The organism is Pseudomonas sp. B1-22 (assembly GCF_050474425.1).
Classification (GTDB): Bacteria; Pseudomonadota; Gammaproteobacteria; order Pseudomonadales; family Pseudomonadaceae; genus Pseudomonas.
In genome coordinates this window covers 559,932-584,125 of the sequence record NZ_JBCHVH010000004.1, presented here as the reverse complement: position 1 = coordinate 584,125, position 24,194 = coordinate 559,932, and the positions used below count along the sequence as shown (strand labels likewise).

General features: G+C 67.4%; 22 protein-coding genes. 12 read left to right on the top strand and 10 right to left on the bottom strand.

Annotated features, from left to right (window positions below; genetic code table 11):
- Positions 1 to 26: 26 nt before the first annotated feature.
- The 4 genes from trkA to def are packed head-to-tail and all read right to left on the bottom strand — an operon-like array spanning position 27 to position 4,258.
- Entirely contained in the window at positions 27 to 1,400 is a 1,374-nt protein-coding gene (gene trkA / locus ACQ5BL_RS18255) for a Trk system potassium transporter TrkA (RefSeq protein ID WP_207884851.1), read from the bottom strand.
- Positions 1,401 to 1,445: 45 nt separating this feature from the next.
- Positions 1,446 to 2,756, bottom strand: coding sequence for a 16S rRNA (cytosine(967)-C(5))-methyltransferase RsmB (gene rsmB / locus ACQ5BL_RS18250; RefSeq protein WP_243807155.1), 1,311 nt, complete (start codon positions 2,754 to 2,756; stop codon positions 1,446 to 1,448).
- Entirely contained in the window at positions 2,753 to 3,697 is a 945-nt protein-coding gene (gene fmt, locus ACQ5BL_RS18245) for a methionyl-tRNA formyltransferase (RefSeq protein WP_243807152.1), read from the bottom strand. The genes rsmB and fmt overlap by 4 nt, the downstream gene beginning before the upstream one ends.
- Positions 3,698 to 3,751: 54 nt before the next feature.
- The gene (gene def / locus ACQ5BL_RS18240) at positions 3,752 to 4,258 is read right to left on the bottom strand and encodes a peptide deformylase (protein ID WP_207884848.1); all 507 of its coding nucleotides are present in this window, start codon (positions 4,256 to 4,258) and stop codon (positions 3,752 to 3,754) included.
- A 138-nt stretch (positions 4,259 to 4,396) separates the two neighbouring features.
- Here def and ACQ5BL_RS18235 point away from each other — a divergent pair, with 138 nt between their 5' ends.
- The 3 genes from ACQ5BL_RS18235 to ACQ5BL_RS18225 all read left to right on the top strand — a co-directional run bounded on the left by ACQ5BL_RS18235 (position 4,397) and on the right by ACQ5BL_RS18225 (position 7,256).
- Entirely contained in the window at positions 4,397 to 5,422 is a 1,026-nt protein-coding gene (locus ACQ5BL_RS18235; RefSeq protein ID WP_207884847.1) for a LysM peptidoglycan-binding domain-containing protein, read from the top strand.
- A 139-nt stretch (positions 5,423 to 5,561) separates the two neighbouring features.
- Positions 5,562 to 6,656, top strand: coding sequence for a DNA-processing protein DprA (gene dprA / locus ACQ5BL_RS18230; protein WP_243807149.1), 1,095 nt, complete (start codon positions 5,562 to 5,564; stop codon positions 6,654 to 6,656).
- Positions 6,657 to 6,698: 42 nt separating this feature from the next.
- Entirely contained in the window at positions 6,699 to 7,256 is a 558-nt protein-coding gene (locus ACQ5BL_RS18225) for an L-threonylcarbamoyladenylate synthase (protein WP_243807146.1), read from the top strand.
- Positions 7,257 to 7,312: 56 nt separating this feature from the next.
- Here the strand turns inward: ACQ5BL_RS18225 and ACQ5BL_RS18220 are convergent, their stop codons facing one another.
- On the bottom strand, positions 7,313 to 8,290 hold the full coding sequence (locus ACQ5BL_RS18220) for an NADPH:quinone reductase (RefSeq protein ID WP_243807144.1): 978 nt from the start codon (positions 8,288 to 8,290) through the stop codon (positions 7,313 to 7,315).
- A 180-nt stretch (positions 8,291 to 8,470) separates the two neighbouring features.
- Here ACQ5BL_RS18220 and hemF point away from each other — a divergent pair, with 180 nt between their 5' ends.
- Positions 8,471 to 9,385, top strand: coding sequence for an oxygen-dependent coproporphyrinogen oxidase (hemF, locus tag ACQ5BL_RS18215; protein WP_243807141.1), 915 nt, complete (start codon positions 8,471 to 8,473; stop codon positions 9,383 to 9,385).
- A 243-nt stretch (positions 9,386 to 9,628) separates the two neighbouring features.
- The gene (aroE, locus tag ACQ5BL_RS18210) at positions 9,629 to 10,450 is read left to right on the top strand and encodes a shikimate dehydrogenase (RefSeq protein ID WP_243807139.1); all 822 of its coding nucleotides are present in this window, start codon (positions 9,629 to 9,631) and stop codon (positions 10,448 to 10,450) included.
- Positions 10,451 to 10,558: 108 nt separating this feature from the next.
- Here the strand turns inward: aroE and ACQ5BL_RS18205 are convergent, their stop codons facing one another.
- From ACQ5BL_RS18205 to betC, 3 genes are read right to left on the bottom strand one after another with little or no spacing between them, the layout of a single operon-like run.
- Positions 10,559 to 12,118, bottom strand: a complete 1,560-nt coding sequence (locus ACQ5BL_RS18205; protein ID WP_243807129.1) for a SulP family inorganic anion transporter — start codon at positions 12,116 to 12,118, stop codon at positions 10,559 to 10,561.
- Between the two features lie 7 nt (positions 12,119 to 12,125).
- On the bottom strand, positions 12,126 to 13,061 hold the full coding sequence (choX, locus tag ACQ5BL_RS18200; RefSeq protein WP_243807119.1) for a choline ABC transporter substrate-binding protein: 936 nt from the start codon (positions 13,059 to 13,061) through the stop codon (positions 12,126 to 12,128).
- 33 nt (positions 13,062 to 13,094) lie between these two features.
- Positions 13,095 to 14,603: a choline-sulfatase gene (gene betC, locus ACQ5BL_RS18195; protein WP_243807117.1), complete on the bottom strand. Its 1,509-nt coding sequence runs from the start codon at positions 14,601 to 14,603 to the stop codon at positions 13,095 to 13,097.
- Positions 14,604 to 14,730: 127 nt separating this feature from the next.
- On the opposite strand from betC, the gene ACQ5BL_RS18190 reads away from it, so the two are divergent.
- From ACQ5BL_RS18190 to ACQ5BL_RS18170, 5 genes are all read left to right on the top strand, one after another.
- On the top strand, positions 14,731 to 15,627 hold the full coding sequence (locus ACQ5BL_RS18190; protein WP_430293202.1) for a choline sulfate utilization transcriptional regulator: 897 nt from the start codon (positions 14,731 to 14,733) through the stop codon (positions 15,625 to 15,627).
- Positions 15,624 to 15,962: a DOPA 4,5-dioxygenase family protein gene (locus ACQ5BL_RS18185; RefSeq protein WP_243807113.1), complete on the top strand. Its 339-nt coding sequence runs from the start codon at positions 15,624 to 15,626 to the stop codon at positions 15,960 to 15,962. Before ACQ5BL_RS18190 ends, ACQ5BL_RS18185 begins: the two co-directional genes overlap by 4 nt.
- Positions 15,963 to 16,065: 103 nt before the next feature.
- Positions 16,066 to 16,587 carry a sigma-70 family RNA polymerase sigma factor gene (locus tag ACQ5BL_RS18180; RefSeq protein ID WP_207884836.1) on the top strand — a complete coding sequence of 174 codons (522 nt, stop codon included), beginning with the start codon at positions 16,066 to 16,068 and terminating at the stop codon, positions 16,585 to 16,587.
- Positions 16,584 to 17,516, top strand: a complete 933-nt coding sequence (locus ACQ5BL_RS18175) for a FecR family protein (protein WP_243807112.1) — start codon at positions 16,584 to 16,586, stop codon at positions 17,514 to 17,516. Before ACQ5BL_RS18180 ends, ACQ5BL_RS18175 begins: the two co-directional genes overlap by 4 nt.
- Positions 17,517 to 17,838: 322 nt before the next feature.
- The gene (locus tag ACQ5BL_RS18170; protein WP_243807111.1) at positions 17,839 to 20,223 is read left to right on the top strand and encodes a TonB-dependent receptor; all 2,385 of its coding nucleotides are present in this window, start codon (positions 17,839 to 17,841) and stop codon (positions 20,221 to 20,223) included.
- Between the two features lie 44 nt (positions 20,224 to 20,267).
- Here ACQ5BL_RS18170 and ACQ5BL_RS18165 read toward each other — a convergent pair whose 3' ends face one another.
- On the bottom strand, positions 20,268 to 20,585 hold the full coding sequence (locus tag ACQ5BL_RS18165) for a putative quinol monooxygenase (protein WP_243807110.1): 318 nt from the start codon (positions 20,583 to 20,585) through the stop codon (positions 20,268 to 20,270).
- Positions 20,586 to 20,895: 310 nt separating this feature from the next.
- Between ACQ5BL_RS18165 and ACQ5BL_RS18160 the strand changes: the two genes are divergently transcribed.
- Positions 20,896 to 21,828: an AraC family transcriptional regulator gene (locus ACQ5BL_RS18160; RefSeq protein WP_243807109.1), complete on the top strand. Its 933-nt coding sequence runs from the start codon at positions 20,896 to 20,898 to the stop codon at positions 21,826 to 21,828.
- A gap of 197 nt (positions 21,829 to 22,025) precedes the next feature.
- Here the strand turns inward: ACQ5BL_RS18160 and gloA2 are convergent, their stop codons facing one another.
- Positions 22,026 to 22,412 carry an SMU1112c/YaeR family gloxylase I-like metalloprotein gene (gene gloA2, locus ACQ5BL_RS18155; protein ID WP_243434573.1) on the bottom strand — a complete coding sequence of 129 codons (387 nt, stop codon included), beginning with the start codon at positions 22,410 to 22,412 and terminating at the stop codon, positions 22,026 to 22,028.
- A gap of 178 nt (positions 22,413 to 22,590) precedes the next feature.
- Between gloA2 and ACQ5BL_RS18150 the strand changes: the two genes are divergently transcribed.
- Positions 22,591 to 24,093 carry a YdgA family protein gene (locus ACQ5BL_RS18150; protein ID WP_243807108.1) on the top strand — a complete coding sequence of 501 codons (1,503 nt, stop codon included), beginning with the start codon at positions 22,591 to 22,593 and terminating at the stop codon, positions 24,091 to 24,093.
- Positions 24,094 to 24,194 lie beyond the last annotated feature (101 nt).

Below are 24,194 nucleotides of genomic sequence, written 5' to 3'. Positions count from 1 at the left end.
GGCCGCCCGAGGGCGGCCCGGAGGGCTTAGAAGAAGGTCAGCCCCGCCTGGAACAGCCGCTCCACGTCGCGGATACGCTTCTTGTCGACCACGAAGAGGATCACGTGGTCGCCGGTTTCGATCACCGTCTCGCCGTGGGCGATCAGCACGTCGTCGTCGCGGATCACCGCACCGATGGTGGTACCCGGCGGCAGGTGCACGTCGCTGATCCTGCGGCCGATCACCTTGCTCGATTTGGCATCGCCATGGGCGACCACCTCGATGGCCTCGGCGGCACCGCGGCGCAGCGAGTGCACGCTCTCGATGTCGCCGCGGCGCACGTGGGTCAGCAGGGTGCCGATGGTCGCCAGCTGCGGGCTGATGGCGATGTCGATGTCGCCGCTCTGCACCAGGTCCACGTAGGCGGGGTTGTTGATCAGCGTCATCACCTTGCGCGCGCCGAGCCGCTTGGCCAGCAGCGACGACATGATGTTCGCCTCGTCGTCGTTGGTCAGGGCGAGGAACAGGTCGGTGTCGCCGATGTTCTCTTCCATCAGCAGGTCGCGGTCGGAAGCGCTGCCCTGCAGCACGATGGTGCTGTCCAGGTGGTCGGAGAGGTGCCGGCAACGCGCCGGGTTCATCTCGATGATCTTCACCTGGTAGCGGCTCTCGATGGCCTCGGCCAGGCGCTCGCCGATGTTGCCGCCGCCGGCGATGATGATCCGCTTGTAGCTGTCCTCGAGCCGGCGCATCTCGCCCATCACCGCACGGATGTGGGCCTTGGCGGCGATGAAGAACACCTCGTCGTCGGCCTCGATCACCGTGTCGCCCTGGGGGATGATCGGCCGGTTGCGCCGGTAGATCGCCGCCACGCGGGTATCGGCGTTGGGCATGTGCTCGCGCAGCTGGCGCAGCTCCTGGCCCACCAGCGGGCCGCCGTAGTAGGCGCGGATGCCCACCAGCTGTGCCTTGCCCTCGGCGAAGTCGATCACCTGCAGGGCGCCGGGGTATTCCACCAGGCGCTTGATGTAGTTGGTCACCACCTGTTCGGGGCTGATCAGCACGTCGACCGGGATCGCCTCGTTGTCGAACAGCCCGGCGCGGGTCAGGTACGCCGCCTCGCGCACGCGGGCAATGCGGGTGGGGGTGTTGAACAGGGTGTAGGCGACCTGGCAGGCGACCATGTTCACCTCGTCGCTGTTGGTTACCGCCACCAGCATGTCGGCGTCGTCGGCGCCGGCCTGGCGCAGCACGGTGGGGAACGAGGCCTTGCCGTGGACGGTGCGGATGTCCAGGCGGTCGTTGAGGTCGCGCAGGCGTTCGCCGTCGGTGTCGACGACCGTGATGTCGTTGGCTTCGCTGGCGAGGTGCTCGGCCAGAGTACCGCCGACCTGGCCGGCGCCGAGGATGATGATCTTCATGGAGCGGCGTGCTTTCCGTTTCGATCCGTAGGGAGTCGGCGCCTGTTACTTGGCCGAAATCTTGATGAGCTTGGCATAGTAGAAGCCGTCATGCCCCCCTTCCTGGGGGAACAGCTGGCGGCCATGGGGCTGCTTGATACCCCAGGGACCGGGCAGGTCCAGCTCGCGGGCACCGGGGGTGCGACCGAGGAACGCGGCAATCTGCTCGCTGTTCTCCTGCGGCATCACCGAGCAGGTCGCGTAGACCATTACGCCGCCCACTTCGAGGGTCGCCCATAGCGCGTCGAGCAGTTCGCCCTGCAGTTGCGCCAGCGCCTCGATGTCCTCGGCGGTGCGTGTCAGCTTGATGTCCGGGTGACGGCGGATCACTCCGGTGGCGGAACACGGCGCGTCCAGCAGGATGCGCTGGAACGCCTTGCCGTCCCACCATTTGGCGGTGTCGCGGGCGTCGGCGGCGAACAGCTCGGCCGTCAGCTGCAGGCGGGCGAGGTTCTCGCGTACGCGCACCAGGCGGCTTTCTTCCAGGTCCACGGCGACCACGCCGGCCAGTGTGGGCTCGGCCTCCATCAGGTGGCAGGTCTTGCCGCCGGGGGCGCAGCAGGCGTCCAGCACGCGCTGGTTCGGCGCCAGCTCCAGCAGGTCTGCCGCCAGTTGCGCGGCCTCGTCCTGCACGCTGACGCGGCCTTCGGCGAAGCCCGGCAGGTCGCGCACGTCGCACGCCTGCACGAGGTTGATGCCATCGCGGCTGAACGCGCAGGCGGTGGCTTCGAAGCCGACGCGGTTCAGCTCTTCGAGATAGGCATCGCGGCTGCCGTGGCGACGGTTCACCCGCAGGGTCATCGGCGGGTGGGCGTTGTTGGCGGCGCAGATGGCTTCGAACTGCTCCGGCCAGGACTTCTTCAGTGCCTTCTGCAGCCAGCGCGGGTGCGCCAGGCGCGCGGCCGGGTCCTTGTCGACCTCGGCCAGCAGGGTTTCGCTCTCGCGCTGGGCGCGGCGCAGCACGGCGTTGAGCAGGCCCTTGGCCCAGGGCTTCTTCAGCTTGTCCGCGCAGCCGACGGTCTCGCCGATGGCCGCGTGCGGCGGAATGCGGGTGTAGAGCAGCTGGTACAGGCCGACCAGCAGCAGGGCCTCGACGTCACGGTCGCCGGCCTTGAACGGCTTCTGCAGCAGGCGCGCGGCGAGGGTGGACAGGCGCGGCTGCCAGCGGGCGGCGCCGAAGGCCAGCTCCTGCACCAGGCCACGGTCGCGCGGCTCGACGTTCTCCAGCTGGGTCGGCAGCGAGCTGCCCAGCGAGGCGCGCCCGGCGAGCACGGCGGCCAGCGCACGGGCCGCCGCCAGACGTGGATTGGTACTCATGCGCCCAGCACCTGGCCTGGTGCGAACTGCTCGCGGCGGCTGTTGAACAGGTCGGCGAAGGCCAGCGGCTTGCCGCCGGGCAGCTGCAGGCGGGTCAGCAGCAGCGCGCCTTCACCGCAGGCGACCAGCAGGCCGTCACGGCTGGCGTCGAGGATCCTGCCGGGCTCGCCCTTGCCCTGCGCCGGCCTGGCGCCGAGCACCTTCAGCGCGGCGTCGCCCAGGGTGGTGTGGCACACCGGCCTGGGCGTGAAGGCGCGGATGCGGCGCTCCAGCTCATCGGCCGGGCGCGACCAGTCGATGCGCGCCTCTTCCTTGTTCAGCTTGTGCGCGTAGGTGGCCAGGGCATCGTCCTGCACCTCGCCCTTGAGCGTGCCGGCGGCGAGGCCAGCGATGGCCTCGACCACGGCTTTGGGGCCCAACTCGGCCAGGCGGTCGTGCAGGCTGCCGCCGGTGTCTTCAGCAGAAATCGGCGTGCTGACCTTGAGCAGCATCGGCCCGGTGTCCAGGCCCGCTTCCATCTGCATCACGGTCACGCCGCTCTGCGCATCGCCCGCCTCCACCGCGCGCTGGATCGGCGCGGCGCCGCGCCAGCGCGGCAGCAGGGAGGCGTGGCTGTTGATGCAGCCCAGGCGCGGGATATCCAGCACCACCTGCGGCAGAATCAGCCCGTAGGCCACCACCACCATCAGGTCCGGCTTGAGCGCGGTCAGCTCGGCCTGGGCGGCGGGATCGCGCAGGGTCGGCGGCTGCAGCACGGTCAGGTCGTTTTCCAGAGCGAGCTGCTTGACCGGGCTGGGCATCAGTTTCTGGCCACGGCCGGCCGGACGGTCCGGCTGGGTGTAGACGGCGACGATCTCGTGGGGAGTATCGAGCAGGGCCTTGAGGTGTTCGGCGGCGAATTCCGGGGTGCCGGCGAAGACGATGCGCAGTGCTTGGCTCATATCGGGCTCACAAAAAAACAAAAGGCTTGCCGGGGCAAGCCTTTGGGGATGGGGTTACGCCTGTTGCCGGTGCTGCTTTTCCAGCTTCTTGCGGATGCGGTCGCGCTTGAGGTTGGACAGGTAGTCGACGAACAGCTTGCCGTTCAGGTGATCGCACTCGTGCTGGATGCACACCGCGAGCAGGTCCTCGGCGATTTCCTCGAAGGGCTTGCCGTCACGATCCAGCGCCTTGATGCGAACGCGCAGAGGACGGTCTACATTTTCGTAGAAGCCAGGCACCGACAGACAGCCTTCCTGGTACGGACCCTTCTCTTCGGTCAGCTCTTCCAGCTCGGGATTGATGAACACGCGCGGCTCGGATTTGTCCTCGGAGAGGTCCATCACGATGATCTGCTTGTGCACGTTCACCTGGGTGGCGGCCAGGCCGATGCCAGGTGCCTCGTACATGGTCTCGAACATGTCGTCGATCAGCTGGCGAACGCTGTCATCGACCTCGGTGACCGGCTTGGCGATCGTGCGCAGGCGCGGATCGGGGAATTCGAGAATGTTCAGAATGGCCATATACGTTTGTGATGCACTTGTGGAATAAAGTCAAAATCGACTGCTAATATGCTGAGCAGCATCGAAAAACGGCTGGAAAGCGCGGTAGGGGCGGCTTCCAGGCGTTTCATGTGTACACATAATAAAGGGATTCACCGCATGAGGAAAACACTACTCGCCCTGCTGCTGCTGGCCGCAGGCGGGATGGCTCAGGCTGCCGTGCAGCTCAAGGAAGGCCACCCGGACCGCTATACCGTAGTGAAAGGCGACACCCTCTGGGACATCTCCGGCAAGTTCCTCAGCAAGCCATGGAAGTGGCCGGAAATCTGGCACGTGAATCCGCAGATCCAGAACCCGCACCTGATTTACCCGGGTGACGTGCTGAGTCTGGTGTACATCGATGGCCAGCCGCGCCTGATGCTCAACCGCGGCGAGTCGCGCGGGACCATCAAGCTGTCGCCGCGGGTGCGCAGCACCCCGATCGCCGAGGCGATCCCGACCATTCCGCTGGACAAGATCAACGCCTTCCTGCTCTCCAACCGCATCGTCGATGACGAGGCCGCGTTCACCGATGCGCCCTACGTGGTCGCCGGCGACCAGGAGAGCGTGATCAGCGGCGCCGGCGACCGCGCCTATGCCCGCGGCATGTCGCTGACCGAGCAGAACAGCTACGGCATCTTCCGCCAGGCCAAGGTCTACTCCGACCCGCAGACCGGCGAAGTGCTCGGCATCGACGCCATGGACATCGGCGGCGCCAACGTCACCGCCAAGGAAGAGGACGTCGCCACCCTCCAGCTGACCCGCACCACCCAGGAGGTTCGCCCGGGCGACCGTCTGTTCCCCACCGAGGAACGCGCGATCACCTCGACCTTCATGCCCAGCGAGCCGTCAGCCCAGATTCACGGCACCATCATCGACGTGCCGCGCGGCGTGACCCAGATCGGCAAGTACGACGTGGTCACCCTCGACAAGGGTTCCCGCGACGGCCTGGCCGAGGGCAACGTGCTGGCGATCTACAAATTGGGCGAAACCGTGCGTGACCGGGTGACCGGCGACATGGTGAAGATCCCCGACGAGCGCTCCGGCCTGCTGATGATCTTCCGCACCTACAACCGCCTGAGCTATGCGCTGGTGCTGACCGCCAGCCGTTCGCTGGAAGTGAACGACAAGGTGCAGAACCCCTGAGTTCGCCCCTTGCTCGAAGAAAACCCCGCCTCGGCGGGGTTTTTTATTGGGTGCGTTTCGGAACCGTCCGACAGCGGCGGCGCGCTTCTGACGGCACAGTCGGGCGAACCCTCCCTGTTCGCCGCAAAGGACTGCCGCCATGGTCATCGAAGTGTCTCCCGCCGAAATCGAGGCGCGCCTGCGCCTGCACGCCCTGCCCGAGCTCGGCCCTCGGCGCTTCCAACGCCTGATCTCGGCATTTGGCTCGGCCTCCGCTGCCCTGAGCGCGCCGGCCGCCGCCTGGCGCTCGCTGGGGTTGCCGCAGGCGTCCGCCGACCAGCGCCGGGATGCCGGCATCCGCGAGCAGGCCGCCGCTGCGCTGCGTTGGCTGGAGGAGCCCTCGCACCATTTGCTGGCCTGGGACGACCCCGCCTACCCTGCCCTGCTGGCCGAGCTGAGCGATGCCCCGCCGCTGCTGTTCGTGGCAGGCGATGTGGCATTGCTGGAGCGCCCGCAGCTGGCCATGGTGGGCAGCCGCCGGGCCAGCAAGCCGGGGCTCGACACGGCGCGGGCCTTTGCCCGCAGCCTGGCCGGTGGCGGTTTCGTGATCACCAGCGGCCTGGCGCTGGGTATCGACGGCGCGGCCCATGACGGCGCGCTGGAGGCGGGCGGCGACACCGTGGCCGTGCTCGGCACCGGCCTGGAGCATCTCTATCCGCGTCGGCACCTCGGGCTGGCGCGGCGCATCGTCGAGCAGGGCGGCGCCCTCGTATCGGAACTCCCCCTGCACTGCCCGCCCCAGGCGGCGAACTTCCCCCGGCGCAACCGGATCATCAGCGGTCTGTCGCTGGGCGTACTGGTGGTGGAGGCCAGTCCTTCCAGCGGCTCGCTGATCACCGCCCGCCTCGCCGCGGAGCAGGGGCGCGAGGTCTACGCGATTCCCGGCTCGATTCACCATCCCGGCGCGCGCGGCTGCCACGAACTGATCCGCCAGGGCGCCACGCTGGTGGAAAGCATCGAGCATATCCTCGACGGCCTGCGCGGCTGGACCGCCCAGGCCGTGCCGGCGACGCCGGCGCAGCCGGCACCCGCGCACGCCCTGCTCGATCTCCTGCGCGCCGCGCCCCAGAGCAGCGAGCAGCTGGCGTTGAGCAGCGGCAGCGAGCTGCCCGAAGTCCTGGCGGCGCTGACCGAACTGGAGCTGGACGGATGGGTGGCCTGCGAGGCCGGCGTCTGGGTGCATCGCGCCCCCTGAGCACGTAAACTGCCGCGCATCGCAGATCCGAGGATTTTTTCGATGTACAGCAACTGGCGTACCCAGCGCATGGCCCAGGTCGTGCGCGATGGCGGCGTGATCGCCTACCCGACCGAAGCCGTCTGGGGCCTGGGCTGCGACCCGTGGAGCGCCGACGCGGTGTACCGCCTGCTGGCGATCAAGGCGCGGCCGGTGGAGAAGGGGCTGATCGTGGTGGCCGGCGATATCAGCCAGTTCGACTTCCTGCTGGAGGACCTGCCGGACGCCTGGCGGGAGACGCTCGCCGCCAGCTGGCCCGGCCCGAACACCTGGCTGGTGCCGCACCAGGACCGCCTGCCGGAGTGGGTGACCGGCCAGCACGACACCGTCGCCCTGCGCGTCACCGACCACCCGCTGGTGCGCGAGCTGTGCCGCTACACCGGCCCGCTGATCTCCACCTCCGCCAACCCCGCCGGCCGCCCGGCCGCGCGCACGCGTCTGCGCATCGAGCAGTACTTCCATGATGAGCTGGACGGCGTGCTGGGTGGCGCCCTGGGCGGGCGGCGCAATCCGAGCCTGATCCGCGATTTGCGTACCGGCGAGACCGTCAGACCTTCCTGACCCTGTAGGAGCGGGCCATGCCCGCGATCGCGCCCATGGGGCGCTTCTACGGAGGGTTACGGCAGCAGGATGGTCGACCCGGTGGTGCGTCGCGCTGCCAGCTCGGTCTGTGCCTTGGCGGCGTCGGCCAGGGCGAAGCGCTGGTTGATCTCCACCTTCACCTTGCCGCTGGTGATCATGCCGAACAGATCGTCGGCCATGGCCTGCAGGCGCTCCGGCGTATTGGCATAGCCGAACAGCGTCGGCCGGGTCACGTAGAGCGAACCCTTCTGCGAGAGAATGCCCAGGTTCACCCCGTCCACCGGACCGGAGGCATTGCCGAAGCTCACCACCAGGCCGCGCTGAGCGGTGCAGTCCAGCGAGGTCAGCCAGGTGTCCTTGCCCACCGAGTCGTAGACCACCGGGCACTTGCGGCCCTCGGTCAGCGCCAGCACGCGCTCCACCACGTTCTCATGGCTGTAGTCGATGGTCGCCCAGGCGCCGTGGGACTTGGCCAGCTCGGCCTTGGCGGCGGAACTGACGGTGCCGATCAGGTGCGCGCCGATGGCTTTCGCCCACTGGCAGGCAATCAGCCCGACCCCGCCGGCGGCGGCGTGCCAGAGGATGGTCTGGCCGGGCTGCACGTTGTAGGTCTGGCGCAGCAGGTACTGCACGGTGAGGCCCTTGAGCATCACCGCGGCGGCCTGCTCGAAGGTGATGGCGTCCGGCAGCTTCACCACATTCGCCGCCGGCAGCACGTGCAACTCGCTGTAGGCACCCAGCGGGCCGGTGGCATAGCCGACGCGGTCGCCGACCTTCACATTGGTCACCGCGCTGCCCACCGCTTCCACTTCGCCGGCGCCCTCGGTGCCGACGCCCGACGGCATCGCCGGCGCGGGATACAGGCCGCTGCGGTAGTAGGTGTCGATGAAGTTCAGGCCGATGGCGCGGTTGCGCACGCGCACCTCGTTGGGGCCGGGTTCGGCGGGGGTGTAGTCGACGAGTTCGAGGACTTCCGGGCCGCCGGTCTTGGCGAATTGAACACGCTTGGCCATGTCGATCTCCTGAATGACGGGGCGCCGACAGGGCCGACACCGCTCTGGGAAAAGACTTTCATCCAAGCCGGACGCTTGACGGCCGTCAAGGCCAGCTTTCCCAGCGGGGGTGGTATGCTTGCCCGCACATTCCGCTCCGGCCCGCGCCACGCGTGGCTTTCCCGCTCCAAGGTGATTCTCGTGACCGATCGCATCGAGGCCGTGAAGGCCTACCTGCTCGACCTGCAAGACCGCATCTGTGCCGCACTCGAAGCCGAGGACGGCAGCGCCCGTTTCATCGAGGATGCCTGGGAGCGTCCGGCGGGCGGCGGGGGTCGTACCCGGGTGATCGGTGACGGCGCGCTGATCGAGAAGGGCGGCGTGAACTTCTCCCACGTCTTCGGCAGCGGCCTGCCGCCGAGCGCCAGCGCGCATCGTCCCGAGCTGGCCGGGCGTGGCTTCCAGGCCCTGGGCGTGTCGCTGGTGATTCACCCGACCAACCCCCACGTGCCCACCTCCCATGCCAACGTGCGCTTCTTCATCGCCGAGAAGGAAGGCGAGGAAGCGGTCTGGTGGTTCGGCGGCGGCTTCGACCTGACCCCCTACTACGCCCATGAGGAAGACTGCGTGCTCTGGCACCAGGTGGCCCGCGATGCCTGCGCGCCCTTTGGCGAGGACGTCTACCCGCGCTACAAGGCATGGTGCGACCGCTACTTCCACATCAAGCACCGCAACGAACCGCGCGGTATCGGCGGCCTGTTCTTCGACGACCTGAACGAGTGGGACTTCGACACCAGCTTCGCCTTCCTGCGCGCCATCGGCGATGCCTACATCGATGCCTACCTGCCCATCGTGCGCAAGCGCAAGCACACCCCGTACACCGAGCAGCAGCGCGAGTTCCAGGCGTTCCGCCGGGGGCGCTATGTCGAGTTCAACCTGGTCTACGACCGTGGCACCCTGTTCGGCCTGCAATCGGGCGGGCGCACCGAGTCGATCCTCATGTCGCTGCCGCCGCAGGTACGCTGGGGCTACGACTGGAAGCCGGAGCCGGGCAGCGAGGAAGCGCGCCTGACCGAGTACTTCCTCACCGACCGGGACTGGCTGGCGCAGGCCTGACCATCGTCCGGCTGTAGGAGCGGATCTGATCCGCGATCCGGCCGCCAGGTCGGTGGTGCAGGATTGCACCGCTATCGCGGTGATCGCGGAGAAGCTCCGCTCCTACGAGAGCCTATCCCCGCACATCTGTAGGAGCGGGCCATGCCCGCGATCGCGCCCATGGGGCGCTCCTGCAGGCTTGGCACCGAGGGGGGAAAACGGCAATCTCTGCGCCTTCCCGTTCTTCACGTCCCAGGATTCCCCATGGACCGCTACTGCGTCTTCGGCAACCCCATCGGCCACAGCAAGTCGCCGCAGATCCACCGCCTGTTCGCCGAGCAGACCGGCCAGGCGCTGAGCTATGACGCGCGGCTGGCGCCGCTGGACGACTTCGCCGGGAATGCCCGCGAGTTCTTCGAGCAGGGGTTGGGTGGCAACGTCACCGTGCCGTTCAAGGAAGACGCCTACCGCCTGGCCACCGAGCTGACCGAGCGTGCGCGCCGGGCCGGCGCGGTGAACACCCTGAAGAAGCTCGAAGGCGGCGGCCTGCTGGGCGACAACACCGATGGCGCCGGGCTGACCCGCGACCTGACGGTGAACCACGGCGTCGTGCTGCGTGGCGCACGTATTCTGGTGCTGGGCGCCGGCGGCGCGGTGCGCGGCATCCTCGAACCCTTCCTCGGGCAGCAGCCGAACTGCATCGTCATTGCCAACCGCACGGCATCCAAGGCCGAGCAACTGGCGGAAGAATTCAAGGACCTGGGCCCGGTGAGCGGCGGTGGCTTCGACCTGCATGCGGAGCCTTTCGACCTGATCGTCAATGGCACCTCGGCCTCCCTGGCCGGCGAGCTGCCGCCCATCGATCCGGCGCTGATCAAGTCGGGGCATACCGTTTGCTACGACATGATGTATGGCAAGGACGAGACCGCCTTCAACCGCTGGGCCGCCGAGCACGGCGCGGCGCGCTGCATCGACGGGCTGGGCATGCTGGTGGAGCAGGCGGCGGAGGCCTTCCTGCTGTGGCGTGGCGTGCGACCGGATTCGGCGCCGGTGCTGGACGAGTTGCGCCGTCAGCTCAAGGGCTGATCGGCGGCGTACACCTGTAGGAGCGGGCCATGCCCGCGATCGCGCGCATGGCGCGCTCCTACAACGGCAATTACCGGTCACTGTGGAATTGGTGCGAGGGCCTCGGTTTTATTCCTCGACCTGCAACACCCCGCCTTTCCCCATCTGCTTTTCCAACTCCGCCCTTACCCGCGGCCGCGCGTTGCGCAGCACCAGGCTGCGGCCTTCGCCGGCGAGGCGGCGGGCTTCCTGCTGGAGCATCTGCGCGCCGGCGAAGTCGATGAAATTCACATGGTGGGCATCCAGCACCAGCCGTTCGCCCCGGCTGCGTTGCATCAGTTTCTGCAGGTAGTCGCAGGCGCCAAAGAAGATCGAGCCTTCGATGCGCAGCACTTCCTCGTCTTCCTTCTCCCACTGCTGTACGCGCGGCTGCGAGGTGCGTTTGAGGTAGAAGAACAGCGAGGCCAGCACGCCCGCGTAGATGGCGTTCTGCAGCGGCAGCAGCAGTGTGGCGGCGAGGGTCAGGAGCATCACCAGGGATTCCGCGCGGCTGCCTTTCCACAGCGCGCGCAGGGCCGGGCGGTCGACCAGGTTCCAGCAGATCAGCAGGATGCCGGCGGCCATGGCCGGCAGCGGGATGTGGGTGATCAGCCCGGCGCCGGCCATCGCCAGCAGTGCGACCCACAGCGCCGAAAACACCCCGGCCAGCGGCGTGCGTGCGCCGGCGTTCTGGTTCAGCCCGGAGCGGGTGAAGGAACCGGCGGACAGCGTGCCGGACAGCCATGGCCCGATCAGGTTGGACAGCCCCTGGGCGCGCACCTCCTGGTTGGCGTCCAGCGGCTGGTGCGTGCGAATGGCCAGTGCGCGGGCAATCGACAGGCTGGTAACCAGCCCGAGCATGCCGCAGGCCACGGCGGCGGGGAGCAACTGGGCGATGGCGGACAGATCGAACGACAGCGGACTGAGCGGCGGCAAAGCGCTGCGGAAGGCCGCCACCTTGGCGACACCGGCAAAGGTCGCCGGCATCGTCCAGACCAGCGTGCTGGCGCCGATCAGGCCGACCAGCAGCGCCGGCCCGCGCCGCCAAAGGCGCTTCACGATCAGGCTCAGCGCGAGACTGAACAGCCCGACCAGCAGCGATGGCCCATGGAACTGCGCCAGTTTCCCCCACAACGCGATAGCGCTGGTCAGCGCCGTGCCCTGCCCGCCCGCCGGGATGCCGAGCAGGTAGGGCAACTGGCCGATCACGATGACCAGCGCGGCGCCGCAGGTGAAGCCGAGCAGCACCGAGTGCGAGACGAAGTTCACCAGCACACCGAAGCGCAGCATTCCCAGCAGCCATTGGAACAGCCCGGCGAGGAAGGTCAGCAGCAGCGCGTACTGGATGAACGGCGTGCTGCCCGGTGGCGCCAGCGGGGCGATGGCGGTGAACAGCACCACCGAGATCGCCGCCGTCGGTCCGCCGACCATGTGCTTCGACGAGCCCCACAGGCAGGCGATCAGCACCGGCAGCATCGCCGCATACAGGCCGTATTCCGCCGGTAGCCCGGCGATCAGCGCGTAGGCCATGGACTGCGGCAACGCGAGCACCGCGCCGGAAAGGCCGACGCCCAAGTCGCGGCGCAGGTCGCGTCCCGTGACCTGCGGCAGCCAGACGAGAAAGGGCAGCAGGCGGATCAGGCGCTCCATTGACGGACTACAGCTTGGCCTTCACGGCAGCCAGCGCGTCGCCGCGGTCGCGGGTTTTCACGCCGGCCAGCCATTGGTCGAGGCGCTGCGGGTTGGCCTTGATCCAGGCTTTCACCGCGTCGGGGTTCTTCACATTCTTCTCCAGCACCTCGGCCATGATGGCGTTCTCCATCGGCAGGTCGAAGGACAGGTTGGCCAGCAGCTTGCCGCTGTTCGGGCACTGCTCGGCGTATCCGTTGCGAGTCAGGGTGAACACGCTGCCGGTGCTGCCGAAGTACTTCTCGCCGCCGGTGAGGTACTTCATGTCGTACTTCACGTTCATCGGGTGCGGCGTCCAACCGAGGAACACCACCCAGCGTTCGCGCTTCACCGCGCGGCCGACCTCGGCGAGCATCGCCTGCTCGCTGGATTCCACCAGCTTCCAGTCGCCGAGGCCGAACTCGTCGCCGCCGATCATCTTCTGGATCGACTGGTTGGCTGGCGCGCCCGAGCCGATGCCGTAGACCTTCCGGTTGAACTGCTCGGCGTGCTTGTCGAGGTCGGCGAAGGTCTTCACCCCGGCGTTCCACACGTAGGCCGGCACCGCCAGGGTGAACTCGGTGCCCTGGAGGTTCTTCGCCAGCTGGGTGACCTGCTTGCTGGCGATGAACTGGTCGTAAAAGCCCTGCTGCGCCGGCATCCAGTTGCCGAGGAAGGCGTCCACCTGGCCGTCGCGCAGGCCGCCGTAGGTGATGGGCACCGAGAGGGTGTCGATCTTCACGGAGTAGCCCAGGCCCTCGAGCAGGAAGGCGGCCACGCCGTTGGTCACGGCGATGTCGGTCCAGCCCGGATCGGCCAGCTTCACCGTACTGCAGGCTTCGTTTTCGGCGTGGGCCAGCGGCCCGCCCAGCGCCAGTGCGCCGGCCAGCAACAGCGTTGATGCGGTTCGTACGGTGTTCTTCATGCTCCCATCCCCTTCGGCTTGTTGTGGTTGTCGTTACGGTTGCGGATAGCGGGCGCGGCGCTCCAGATCGTCGAGGTCGATGTGGTTGCGCATGTACTGCTGGCTGGCGTCGACCAGGGGCTGGTGGTCCCAGCTTTTCAGGTGGCCGCGGGTCAGCGCGTCGGCCACCAGGCGACGGCAGCGCTGGCTGGCCAGCACCCGTTCGGTGATGGCGGGCACGTCCCAGCGCGCACGGGCTTCGTCGAGCAGGTTGCGCGCCAGCTCGGCGTGGGCCGGCGAGTCCATGAGGTTTTCCAGCTCGCGCGGGTCGTTGGCCAGGTCGAAGAGCAGGCACGGGTCCTGCTCGGAGTAGATGAACTTGAAGTTGCCGCGGCGGATCATCATCAGCGGGCTGACGGTGCCTTCGGCGGTGTATTCGCCGATCACCTCGTCGTGGCCGCCGTGGCCTTGCAGGTGCGGCAGCAGCGAGCGGCCGTCCAGGTGCAGGCCCGGCTCGACGGTGCCGCCGGCCAGCTCCACCAGGGTCGGCAGCAAATCCACGGTGGACACCGACTGGCTGACCCGGTGCGCGGCAAAGCGCTTGGGCGCGTGCACCAGCAGCGGCACGCGGGCGGCCATCTCGAACCAGTGCATCTTGTACCAGAGGCCACGCTCGCCCAGCATGTCGCCGTGGTCGCCGGAGAACAGGATCAGGGTGTCTTCAGAGAGGCCGCAATCCTCCAGGGTGCGCAGCAGCGCGCCGATCTGCGCGTCGACATAGCTGCAGGCGCCGAAGTAGGCGCGGCGGGCGGCGCGGACCTTCTCCTCGGGCATTTCCTGGCCCCACAGGTCGATCACCTTGAGCAGGCGCTGGGAGTGCGGGTCCTGTTCGTCCTGGGCGATCCGCACCGAGGGCAGCGGGATGTCCTCGTCGCGGTACAGGTCCCAGTACTCGCGCGGGATGGTGTAGGGGTCGTGCGGGTGGGTCATGGACACGGTGAGGCAGAACGGCTGCCCGGCGTGTTCGCGCACGTGGTCGTAGAGGTACTGGCGCGCCTTGAATACCACCTCCTCGTCGAAATCGAGCTGGTTGGTGCGCACGCACGGGCCGGCCTGCAGCACCGAAGACATGTTGTGATACCAGCTCGGGCGCACGTCCGGCGCGTCCCAGTTCACCGCCCAGCCGTAGTCGGCGGGGTAGATGTCGCTGGTCAGGCGCTCCTCGTAGCCGTGCAACTGGTCCGGGCCGCAGAAGTGCATCTTGCCCGACAGCGCCGTGCGGTAGCCCAGGCGGCGCAGGTAGTGCGCGTAGGTGGGGATGTCGGCGGCAAAATCCGCGGCGTTGTCCCAGGCGCCGATCCTGGTCGGCAACTGGCCGCTGACCAGGGTGAAGCGCGACGGTGCGCAGAGCGGGCTGTTGCAGTAGGCCGAATCGAACACCACGCCTTCGCCGGCGAGGCGCGACAGGTTGGGCAGCTTGATCGGCGACTGGGCGTCGTAGAAGGGCAGGAGCGGCGCGGCCATCTGGTCGGCCATGATGAAGAGGATGTTCGGGCGCTTCATGGCGTGGGCTTATCCTGTTGGCGCTGTTATGGAATAGTGTCTGGACGAGTCTCTTCCTCGCTGGAAATGGGGTAAAGCGCATGCCGGAACATGCTTCGGATAACACGGGCTTATGTGAGCGCAGGGCATGAGCGTGCCGCTGGAACTGCTGCGCGTGTTCGAATCCGCCGCACGCCTGCTCAGCTTCACCGCCGCCGCGGGCGAGCTGGGCACCACCCAGCCGGCGGTCAGCCAGCAGATCAAGCGCCTGGAGAAGCTGCTGGCGGTGCGCCTGTTCGACCGCATCCACCGGGGCATCGTCCTTACCGAAAGTGGACAGGTCCTGCAGCAGCACGTTCAGGCGGGACTGGAGAGCATCGACGCGGGCATCGCTGCCGTCACCGCGAAGAATCCCCACGAGGTGCTGCAGGTCGCCACCGACTTCGCCTTCGCCGCCTACTGGCTGATGCCGCGCCTGCCGCGCTTCCGCCAGGCACACCCGGAACTGGATGTCGGCCTGATCAGCAGCGATCGCAGCCCCATCGCCCTGCGCAGCGACATCGACGTCGCCGTCGCCTTCGGCGATGGGCGCTTCAAACACGGCGAGGCACTGCGCCTGTTCAGCGAGGAAGTCTTCCCCGTGTGCAGCCCGCGGCTGGTCGAGGGGCGCGATCTGCCGTTGTCGCCCGAAGCGCTGACCGGCTTGCCGTTGCTGCACCTCAAGCCCGAGGCGCACAGCCGCTGGTTCGACTGGGCCGGCGTCTATCGCGCGCTGGGCATCGACGGGAAGCCCGCGCCCGCCGGACTACGCTTCGATAACTACACCCTACTGGTGCAGGCGGCCATCGCCGGGCAGGGCGTGGCCATTGGCTGGCGGCACCTGGTCGACGAACTGCTGGAGCAGGGGTTACTGTGCCGGCCCATCGCCGGATCGCTGGAGTCGCGCTTCGGCTATTACGCCGTGCTGCCCGAGCGCAAACGGCGCATGCGCCTGGTGCAGCGCTTCGTGGACTGGCTGCAGGCGGAACTGGAGCAGGATCGATGAACGAAACCACCATCCGGGGCTACCACGCCCACGTTTATTTCGACGCCGGCAGCCTCGCGCGCGCCCGCGCCTTGTGCGAGGAGGCGGTGCGCCGCTTCGGCGTGCAGATGGGGCGTGTGCATGAGCGCCCGGTCGGCCCGCATCCGGACTGGAGCTGCCAGCTGGCGTTCGATAGCGAGACCTTTGCCAAGGTGGTGCCCTGGCTGGCGCTGAACCGCGATGGCCTGGTGGTGTTCATCCACCCGGACACCGGCGATGACCTGCGCGACCACCGTGACCACGCCATCTGGATGGGCGCGGTGCGGCCGCTGGACCTGTCGCAGTTCACGAGCTGACACCTTTTTGCATTCGATAATAGTTCTCGATTCGGTGTATTCTGCCGACCCTCCTTATCGGCCTGACAGACGTTGGCCGGTTTTCCAGGGTATTTCGGCCACCATGCGGCGCTTCGCTTCCTCCTCCCTGCTGCAGAGCTTCCAGGCGCATTACGCGGACCTGATGCGCTTTCTCGCCCGCAGGCTGGGCGACCAACAGCGCGCCGCCGACGTGGCCCAGGACACCTGGCTGCGCTTGGCCGACCACCCCGCCGAAGCCGAGGTGCAGGACCCGCGTGCCTACCTGTTCCGCGTGGCCGGCAACATCGCCATCGACAACCTGCGCCGCGAGGGCCGGCTGGCGGAGCTGCACGTCGACGAAACCGCCGCCAACGACCTGAGCGACCCAGGGTCCGGACTGGAGCACCGCCTGCTCGCCCATGAGGCGCTGGAGCATCTGGACGCGGCCCTCGACCAGTTGCCGGCGAACGCCCGCGAGGCGCTGCTGATGAACCGCCTCGACGGCCTCACCCACGCGCAGATCGCCCGGCGCCTGGGGGTGTCCGAGAGCATGGTGGGCAAGTACATCGTCCAGGCCATGCGCCATTGCCGCGACTGGGCGCAGCGCCAGGAGGGCACGCCATGAATCGCGTGGACCTTTCGGATGAGGCCATCGAGCGTCTGGTACAGCTGCATTCGGGGAGTGCCGACGCCGCCGAGCGCATGGACTTCCTGCGCTGGCGCGGGCAGAGCCCGGAGCACGAGCGCGCTGCCTGCGAGGCCGAGGCGCTCTGGGGCGCCCTGCCGGAAACCCACAGTGCCCAACGTTATCGCCAGCGTGCACGGCGTCGCCGTCGCCTGATGGCGCTGGCGGCCGCTGCGTGTGTCGCCGCTATCGCGGTGACCCTCGCCCTGCCCGAACCGCTGGCCGGGCTGTATGCCGATTACGCCACCCGCACCGGCGAGCGGCGGATGCTGGAGCTGGCCGACGGCAGCCGCGTGTGGCTCAACAGCGACAGCGCGCTGTCCGTGGACTTTGGCCCGCAGCAACGGCGCTTGCGCCTGCACAGTGGCGAGGCCTTGTTCGAAGTGGCCAAGGATGCTGCACGGCCCTTTATCGTCGAGGCGAGGGGTGGCGAAGTGCGTGCCGTGGGCACGCGGTTCGACGTGGACAGCCGTGGGCCGCAGGTGCGTGTGGACGTGACCGAAGGCGTGGTGCAGGTGAACAGCGCCGGCAGCGCGCCGGTGCGGCTGTCCGCCGGCGAGCGCCTGAGCTACCGCGACAGCAGCGCGCCCGAGCCGGTGCAGCCGCTGGACCTGTCCAGCGCCAGCGCCTGGCAGCGCGGCAAGCTGATCTTCAACCAGCGCCCGCTGGGCGAAGTGCTCGATGAACTGGAGCGCTACGTGCCCGGTCGCATCGTGCTGACCGACAGCGCGCTGCGCCAGCACAAGGTCAGCGGCGTGTTCGACCTGCGGGACCCGGACGCGCTGCTCAAGACCCTGGAGCGGTTGCAGCCGGTGACGGTCACGCATCTGCCCTGGCTGGTGCTGATTCACCCCGCGCCCAAAGCCTGACCCATTTCTTTTCGTAGGATGGCGTGGAGCGAAGCGATACCCATCAATGCCGTGCACGATCAGCATGGGTATCGCTTCGCTCCACCCATCCTACGGCCCACCGGGATGGTCGGCTGCTCCTACACGGGGACGCCAGCGCTGGGCGGTTCGCGAGCAAGCTCGCTCCTACAGGTACGGGGAACCTCGGAGCAGGCCGTCTCGCAAGAAAATGAAAATTTTTTGCATTGGCACTGCAAGGTTCGGATGGCCGTTTCGTCGTAGGCATGAACGCGAAAAATTCTCAATACGCGACCCTGCCCAGACAAGAACGGATTTCACCCGCATGCATTACCGTCCTTCCCCGCTGCACCGCGCGGTCCTGCTCGCTTCCCTGCTCGGCGCCGCCGTGCCCGTCGTCCACGCTGCCGGCAATGCCGCCGTCGAGCTGCACATCGCTCCGCGCAGCCTGGACAGCGCGCTGACCCAGTTTGCCGATCAGGCCGGGCTGCACCTGCTGTTCAACTCCGAGGACATCCAGGGCCTGCAGAGCGAAGGGCTGGACGGCACCTACAGCACCGAGGAGGCGCTCAACCAGCTGCTGTCCGGCAGCGGTGTGAGCTGGCGCTTCACCGACGAGCGCACCGTGCTGCTCAAGCGCGAGCAGGACGACTCCGCCGCCCTCAGCCTGGCGCCGATGCAGATCAGCGTGGCGGCGCGTACGCCCACCGAGATCAGCTCGATTCCTGGCACCGTGTGGGTGGTCGACCAGACCCAGCTGCGCGAACAGCTGGATACCGGCGTGAGCCTGAAGGAAGCCGTGGGCAAGCTGGTACCCGGCCTCGACCTGGCGCCCGAAGGCCGCACCAACTACGGCCAGAACATGCGCGGACGCAACGTGCTGGTTATGATCGACGGCGTCAGCCAGAACAGCTCGCGCGGCCTGTCGCGCCAGTTCGACAGCATCTCGCCGTTCAACGTCGAGCGTGTCGAAGTGCTCTCCGGCGCCAGCGCCATCTACGGCGGCGGCGCCACCGGCGGCATCATCAACATCATCACCAAGAAGGGCGCGGCCGGCGATGCGCGCTTCGAGACGCAGCTGGGCGCCACCAGCGGTTTCAACAACAGCGACGACCTCACCACCCGCGCCGCCCAGTCCATCAGCGGCGGCACCGACCGTGTGGTCGGTCGACTGGGCGTCTCGGCGGAGAAGAACGAAGCCTTCTACGACGGCGCCGGCAACCAGATCTTCATCGACAACACCCAGACCGACCTGCAGTACAACCGCACCGTCGACGTGATGGGCAACCTCACTGCGCAGTTCACCGACGAGCAGAGCCTTGACCTGCTGGCGCAGTACTACGACTCGGGCAACGACGGCAGTACCGGCATCTACTTTCCCAACCTGAAGTACCAGGGCCCGTCGAACCTGGAGGATGCGCAGATCCGCAGCGGCCTGGATACCGATCTGGAACCGCGCACCCGCCGCGTCCTGCTCAACGCCAACTATCACCACAGCAACCTGCTGGAGCAGGACTTCTACCTGCAGGCCTACTACCGCAAGGAAGACGACAACTTCTATCCCTTCCCCTACTACAACGCCGGCAAGCCCACCGGCTCCAAGGGCGTGTACTTCGCCGCCTCGCAGCAGAACTTCGAGGTCAGTGGCCTGAAGGGCCTGTTCAGCAAGCAGTGGGATTCGCTGAAGTTCACCTACGGTGTGGACTTCGACCACGAGCGCTTCAACGCCGAGCAGAAGGTCTTCGACCAGCGACTGTCCTCCGAGAGCGGCGGCCTGGACCTGGAAACCGCCAGCAGCGCGCCGCGCTACCCCAGCTACATCGTCGACGGCCTGTCGGTGTACGGCCAGCTGGACTGGAAGGTCACCGACAACCTCACTCTCTCCGGTGGCGCGCGCCACCAGAAGATGGATGTCGAGGTGGACGACTTCAAAGGCGTGCCCGGCGGCAGCAACGACTACCAGGTCAACCTGTTCAACCTCGGCGCGATCTATGACTTCAAGAACGGCCACCAGGTCTGGACCAACTACAGCGAAGGCTTCGACCTGCCCGACCCGGCCAAGTACTACGGCAAGGCCGGCCTGTCGGTGGACGACAACCCGCTGGCCGGCATCAAGAGCCGCCAGGTCGAGACCGGCTGGCGCTACAGCGACCTGCAGTGGCAGGCGCAGGCGGCGGTCTACTACATCTGGTCGGACAAGATCATCACCACCGACCAGGCGACCCTGACCATCGACGTGCAGGACCAGAATAGCCGCGACTTCGGCTTCGAGGGCGCGCTCACCCGCTACTTCGAGAGCGGCTGGCAGGGCGGCACCACGCTGCACCTGGTGCGTTCGGAAGAGGAAGATGCCGACGGCGACTGGATCAAGCGCGATGCGCGCTATGCGTCGCTGTCCAAGTCCACCGCCTTCGTCGGCTGGGGCGATGGCGAGCGCAGCGCCCGGCTGCAGGCCCAGCATGCGTTCAACCTGAAGGACGACGCGGACCACGAGATCGACGGCTACACCACCTTCGACCTGATGGGCGAGCAGAAGACCGGCTTCGGCACCTTCAGCGCCGGTATCCAGAACCTGCTGGACAAGCAGTACAGCACCGTCTGGGGCCAGCGTGCCGCGCTGTTCTATTCGCCGACCTACGGGCCGGCCTACCTGTACGACTACCAGGGCCGCGGACGGACCTTCACCCTTGGCTGGAGCCTGGAATACTGAGGGCCTGAAAACCCTCTACCTGAAAACTCTCTACCCAAAAAGATTCAGGCCACCTTTCCGGTGGCTTGATCGAGAGTTTCCACCATGCCGCCACTCAGGCTGCGGCAGTGGCCAAAGAGTGCTTCACCCAGCAGATGCAGCGAAGGTGGGGCGAAGTAGTCCATCAGCGCCTCCTCATTGCGCCATTGGCTGAGCAGCAGCCAGGGCCGCTCCGCCCCCTGGATGACCAGCCGGCATTCCAGGCAACCGGGCGCGTGGCGGGCGCCATCCACCAGGCTGTCGATCAGGGCGCCGAGCTGCGCTTCGTGCCCGCTGCGGGGATGAATCTGCAATTCATGTTCGATGGTTGTATGCCAGGGCATGTCCTGTCCTCCGCGTGACATCGAAGCAGTCCGAGGGGGCTCCTCGGACGACTGACAGGAAGATTACGGGCCGGGAAGCGCCTGGCGTTATCCGGATGCTGCCGGCTTCTTGCCTGATCCTGCGCAGCCCTCGCCAGGGCGCCGGAAGCCGCGTATTTGCACCCTGCACCGTCACGGTGCGTGTACCGATGCCGATACGGCTTGTCCATTTCTGCCGATTGCTTGCCTGATCCTCCAGCGGCTGCCTTACTGTCACACTCGCGCGCGCACCGCGGGCGTAAGCTGCGTGCGCCGCCACTGGAGGTCCCGCATGTCCCAGTCCTACGATCCCGTCGCCGCCGGCCGCCAGGAGCTGGCCGACATCATCCAGCGCCATTGCCAGGGTGAAGGTGTCTTCGAAACCGCCATCGATTCGCTGCTGCTGGCGCGCAGCGACTGCCCCAGCGAGGGGCGCATGCCGACCCTCTACCGCCCTGCCCTGTGCGTCATCGCCCAGGGCAGCAAGGATATTCGCCTGGGCAGCGAGGTGTACCGCTACGACGAACTCAACCTGCTGGTGGTGTCGGTGACCCTGCCGGTTTCCGGACAGGTGATCGAGGCGTCGGAAGAGAAACCCTACCTGTCGATCCGCCTGGACATCGATCCGGGCGAACTCACCCGGCTGATCGCCGAGGCCGGCCTTGCCGGCAGCACGCCGCGTCCGGCGGGACGGGGCATCTACCTGCAGCGGGTGGATTGCACCGTGCTCGATGCCCTGCTGCGCCTGATGCGCCTGCTCGACACGCCGCGGGATATCCCGATGCTGGCGCCGCTGTTCGTCCGCGAGATTCTCTACCGCCTGCTGCGCGGCCCGCAGGGACACCTGCTGCACGACCTGGCGATGACCGACAGCCAGACCCACCGCGTCACCCGCGCCATCGAATGGCTCAACCGCAACTACGACAAGTCCCTGCGCATCGAGGAGCTGGCGCGTGAGGTGAACCTCAGCGTGTCCACCCTGCACCACCGCTTCAAGGAGGTGACCGCGCTGAGCCCGCTGCAGTACCAGAAGCAGCTGCGCCTGCAGGAAGCGCGGCGGCTGATGCTGTCGGAGGGGCTGGAAGTGGCGGTGGCCGGGCATCGCGTCGGTTACGAGAGTCCGTCGCAGTTCAGCCGCGAATACAGCCGGCTGTTCGGCGCGCCGCCGCTGCGGGATCTGGCGAGTCTGCGCGGGGCGCTGGGTAGCGAGGCCGTGCCGGCGTAATCCGCTGTTCCGATTTCGCGTAGGAGCGGACTTCGTCCGCGATCGATTTCCGGCCGCTCCGAGTTGGCCGGCTGGACATCGCGGACAGAGTCCGCTCCTACGGGTACTTCAACCGGTGCGGGATTTTTCCCTCGCCCCGGGAACGTAGGATGGGTATCGCTTCGCTCCACGCCATCCTACAAAGGCGTTAGTCGGCCTCAGCGCTCGTAAAGCTCCAGCGGCAACCCATCCGGATCGGCGAAGAAGGTGAAGCGCTTGCCGGTCAGCTCGTCCTCGCGGATCGGCTCGCAGGCCACGCCATGGCCCTCCAGATGCGCCACGGCAGCCTCCAGGTCATCCACCGCAAACGCCAGGTGACGCAGCCCCTGCGCCTCGGGATAGGACGGCCGGGGCGGTGCGCCGGGAAACGAGAACAGCTCCAGCTGCGTCTCCCCCAGCGCCAGGTCGAGCTTCCAGGAGTCGCGCGCCTCGCGGTAGGTCTCGGCGATCACCCGCAGGCCCAGTACCTGGGTGTAGAAGTGCCGGGAGCGCGGGTAATCCGAGCAGATCAGGGCGATGTGGTGGACGCTGTGCAGCAGGGGCATGACGGCTGGCTTCCGCGAGTGGTCGGTCGATCCATCCTGCCACTCATCCCCCATGGGTCAATGCTGGCTGTATGAATCTGCCGGCTGGAGTGTAGGCATCGTGCCTGCTAGCATCGCGCCGCCAACCCAAACGGTCGACAGGATGTCCCCCGTACGGCCGCACACGAAAGGAAGCAGCATGAAGAAAACCGCCCTGGCCATCGCCATTCCCCTGGCTGTCGTCGGCATTGCCGTCGCTGGCGCCTGGTACACCGGCTCGCGCGTCGAGCAGGAAATCACCCGCGGCATCGAACAGGCCAACACCCTCCTCAAGACCGACGCCCCCGACCTGGGCATGAGTGTCTCCCTGCTCGGCGTGGAGCGCGGGCTGCTCTCCAGCAGCGCACGCTACCAGGTGACCATCGCCGGCGACGACGGCGAAGCGCCCACCACCCTGGTGTTCACCGACCGCCTCGAACACGGCCCCTTCCCGGCGTCGCGCCTGGCGGCCGGCAAGCTGGCGCCGGTCATGGCGCAGAGTCATTTCGCCCTGGAACAGAACGAATTCACCGCGCCGCTGTTCGCTGCCGCCGCCGGCAAGTCGCCGATCAGCGGTGAGCTGGCGATTCATTATGATCAGCGCCAGGAAGGCGTCTTCGAAAGCGCCGCCCTGCAGTTCGCCCAGAACGGCGAGAGCCTGCGCCTGTCGCCGGCCACGGTGAACTTCAGCGTCTCCGGCGACCGCAAGGACGTGCGCGCCGACGGCCAGCTGGCCGAGGCCGACCTGGTGTTCCTCGACGCGCAAAGCGGCCAGCCGGTGCAGGTCCAGCTGCGCGGCGTGGGCATCGCCGGCGACAAGAAGGAAAACACCAACGGCTTTGCCCTCGGCCCCAGCTCGGTCAGCCTGACGAGCCTGCGCGTGAAGGCGCCGGGCAGCCCGGAGGTGGAGCTGCGCCAGACGGTCGGCGAGGAAGTGCTCAAGCAGGGCGAGAAGGGGCTGGACCAGACCCTGTCCTATCGTGTCGGCCAGGTGGTGGTTCAAGGCCAGGAAATCGGCGGCCTGAAGCTCGACACCAGCCTGCGCAACCTCGACGAAGGCACCCTCAAGTCCATCAAGGACACCTACAACCAGTACGGCATGAGCAGCGTCGGCGACACCGGCGAGCTGACCCCGGAGCAGGAAGAGGCGCTCAAGGGCCAGTTCCTGCAACTGCTCAACAGCTCGCCGAAGCTGGCGCTGGACGAGCTGTCGCTGCAGACCGCCCACGGGGTGGCGAAGGTGTCCCTGGCCGTGGACCTGCGCAAGCCCGACCAGGCCGCACAGACTCCGGATGAGATGGCTCGCAGCGTGCTGGAGTCGCTCAAGGCCAACCTGAAGGTGGACAAGGCGGTGATTGGCGACGTCGTCGCGTTGCAAGCCTCGCTGGGCGGCGCGCCGGCCGGCAGCGTCGATCCGGTGGCGCTCAAGCAGCAGACCGACGCCATGACCGACCTGTTCAGCGGCATGGCCCTGCAATCGGAGTGGGCCGTGCTGGACGGCAACAGCCTGAGCAGCTCGCTGGCCTACGCCGACGACAAGGTGAAGTTCAACGGCAAGGACATGACCACCGAGGAGTTCGTCGCCTTCGCGATGGGCTCCGTGCAGGGGCTGGGCTTGGGCGGCGGCGCGGAAGAAGAGGCGCAGGAAGAAAGCGTGGAATAAGCCGCGCCTGAAATGAAAAAAAGCCCGGCGAATGCCGGGCTTTTTGGTAGGAGCGAGCTTGCTCGCGAACAGGCTCGGCTCCGGAGTTACTTGTAGGAGCG

Bases quoted from the DNA above. Each gene is read 5' to 3' on its own strand.
- trkA (WP_207884851.1), bottom strand. From the start codon at position 1,400: ATGAAGATCATCATCCTCGGCGCCGGCCAGGTCGGCGGTACTCTGGCC.
- rsmB (WP_243807155.1), bottom strand. From the start codon at position 2,756: ATGAGTACCAATCCACGTCTGGCGGCGGCCCGTGCGCTGGCCGCCGTG.
- fmt (WP_243807152.1), bottom strand. From the start codon at position 3,697: ATGAGCCAAGCACTGCGCATCGTCTTCGCCGGCACCCCGGAATTCGCC.
- def (WP_207884848.1), bottom strand. From the start codon at position 4,258: ATGGCCATTCTGAACATTCTCGAATTCCCCGATCCGCGCCTGCGCACG.
- ACQ5BL_RS18235 (WP_207884847.1), top strand. From the start codon at position 4,397: ATGAGGAAAACACTACTCGCCCTGCTGCTGCTGGCCGCAGGCGGGATG.
- dprA (WP_243807149.1), top strand. From the start codon at position 5,562: ATGGTCATCGAAGTGTCTCCCGCCGAAATCGAGGCGCGCCTGCGCCTG.
- ACQ5BL_RS18225 (WP_243807146.1), top strand. From the start codon at position 6,699: ATGTACAGCAACTGGCGTACCCAGCGCATGGCCCAGGTCGTGCGCGAT.
- ACQ5BL_RS18220 (WP_243807144.1), bottom strand. From the start codon at position 8,290: ATGGCCAAGCGTGTTCAATTCGCCAAGACCGGCGGCCCGGAAGTCCTC.
- aroE (WP_243807139.1), top strand. From the start codon at position 9,629: ATGGACCGCTACTGCGTCTTCGGCAACCCCATCGGCCACAGCAAGTCG.
- ACQ5BL_RS18205 (WP_243807129.1), bottom strand. From the start codon at position 12,118: ATGGAGCGCCTGATCCGCCTGCTGCCCTTTCTCGTCTGGCTGCCGCAG.
- choX (WP_243807119.1), bottom strand. From the start codon at position 13,061: ATGAAGAACACCGTACGAACCGCATCAACGCTGTTGCTGGCCGGCGCA.
- betC (WP_243807117.1), bottom strand. From the start codon at position 14,603: ATGAAGCGCCCGAACATCCTCTTCATCATGGCCGACCAGATGGCCGCG.
- ACQ5BL_RS18190 (WP_430293202.1), top strand. From the start codon at position 14,731: ATGAGCGTGCCGCTGGAACTGCTGCGCGTGTTCGAATCCGCCGCACGC.
- ACQ5BL_RS18185 (WP_243807113.1), top strand. From the start codon at position 15,624: ATGAACGAAACCACCATCCGGGGCTACCACGCCCACGTTTATTTCGAC.
- ACQ5BL_RS18180 (WP_207884836.1), top strand. From the start codon at position 16,066: ATGCGGCGCTTCGCTTCCTCCTCCCTGCTGCAGAGCTTCCAGGCGCAT.
- ACQ5BL_RS18175 (WP_243807112.1), top strand. From the start codon at position 16,584: ATGAATCGCGTGGACCTTTCGGATGAGGCCATCGAGCGTCTGGTACAG.
- ACQ5BL_RS18170 (WP_243807111.1), top strand. From the start codon at position 17,839: ATGCATTACCGTCCTTCCCCGCTGCACCGCGCGGTCCTGCTCGCTTCC.
- ACQ5BL_RS18165 (WP_243807110.1), bottom strand. From the start codon at position 20,585: ATGCCCTGGCATACAACCATCGAACATGAATTGCAGATTCATCCCCGC.
- ACQ5BL_RS18160 (WP_243807109.1), top strand. From the start codon at position 20,896: ATGTCCCAGTCCTACGATCCCGTCGCCGCCGGCCGCCAGGAGCTGGCC.
- gloA2 (WP_243434573.1), bottom strand. From the start codon at position 22,412: ATGCCCCTGCTGCACAGCGTCCACCACATCGCCCTGATCTGCTCGGAT.
- ACQ5BL_RS18150 (WP_243807108.1), top strand. From the start codon at position 22,591: ATGAAGAAAACCGCCCTGGCCATCGCCATTCCCCTGGCTGTCGTCGGC.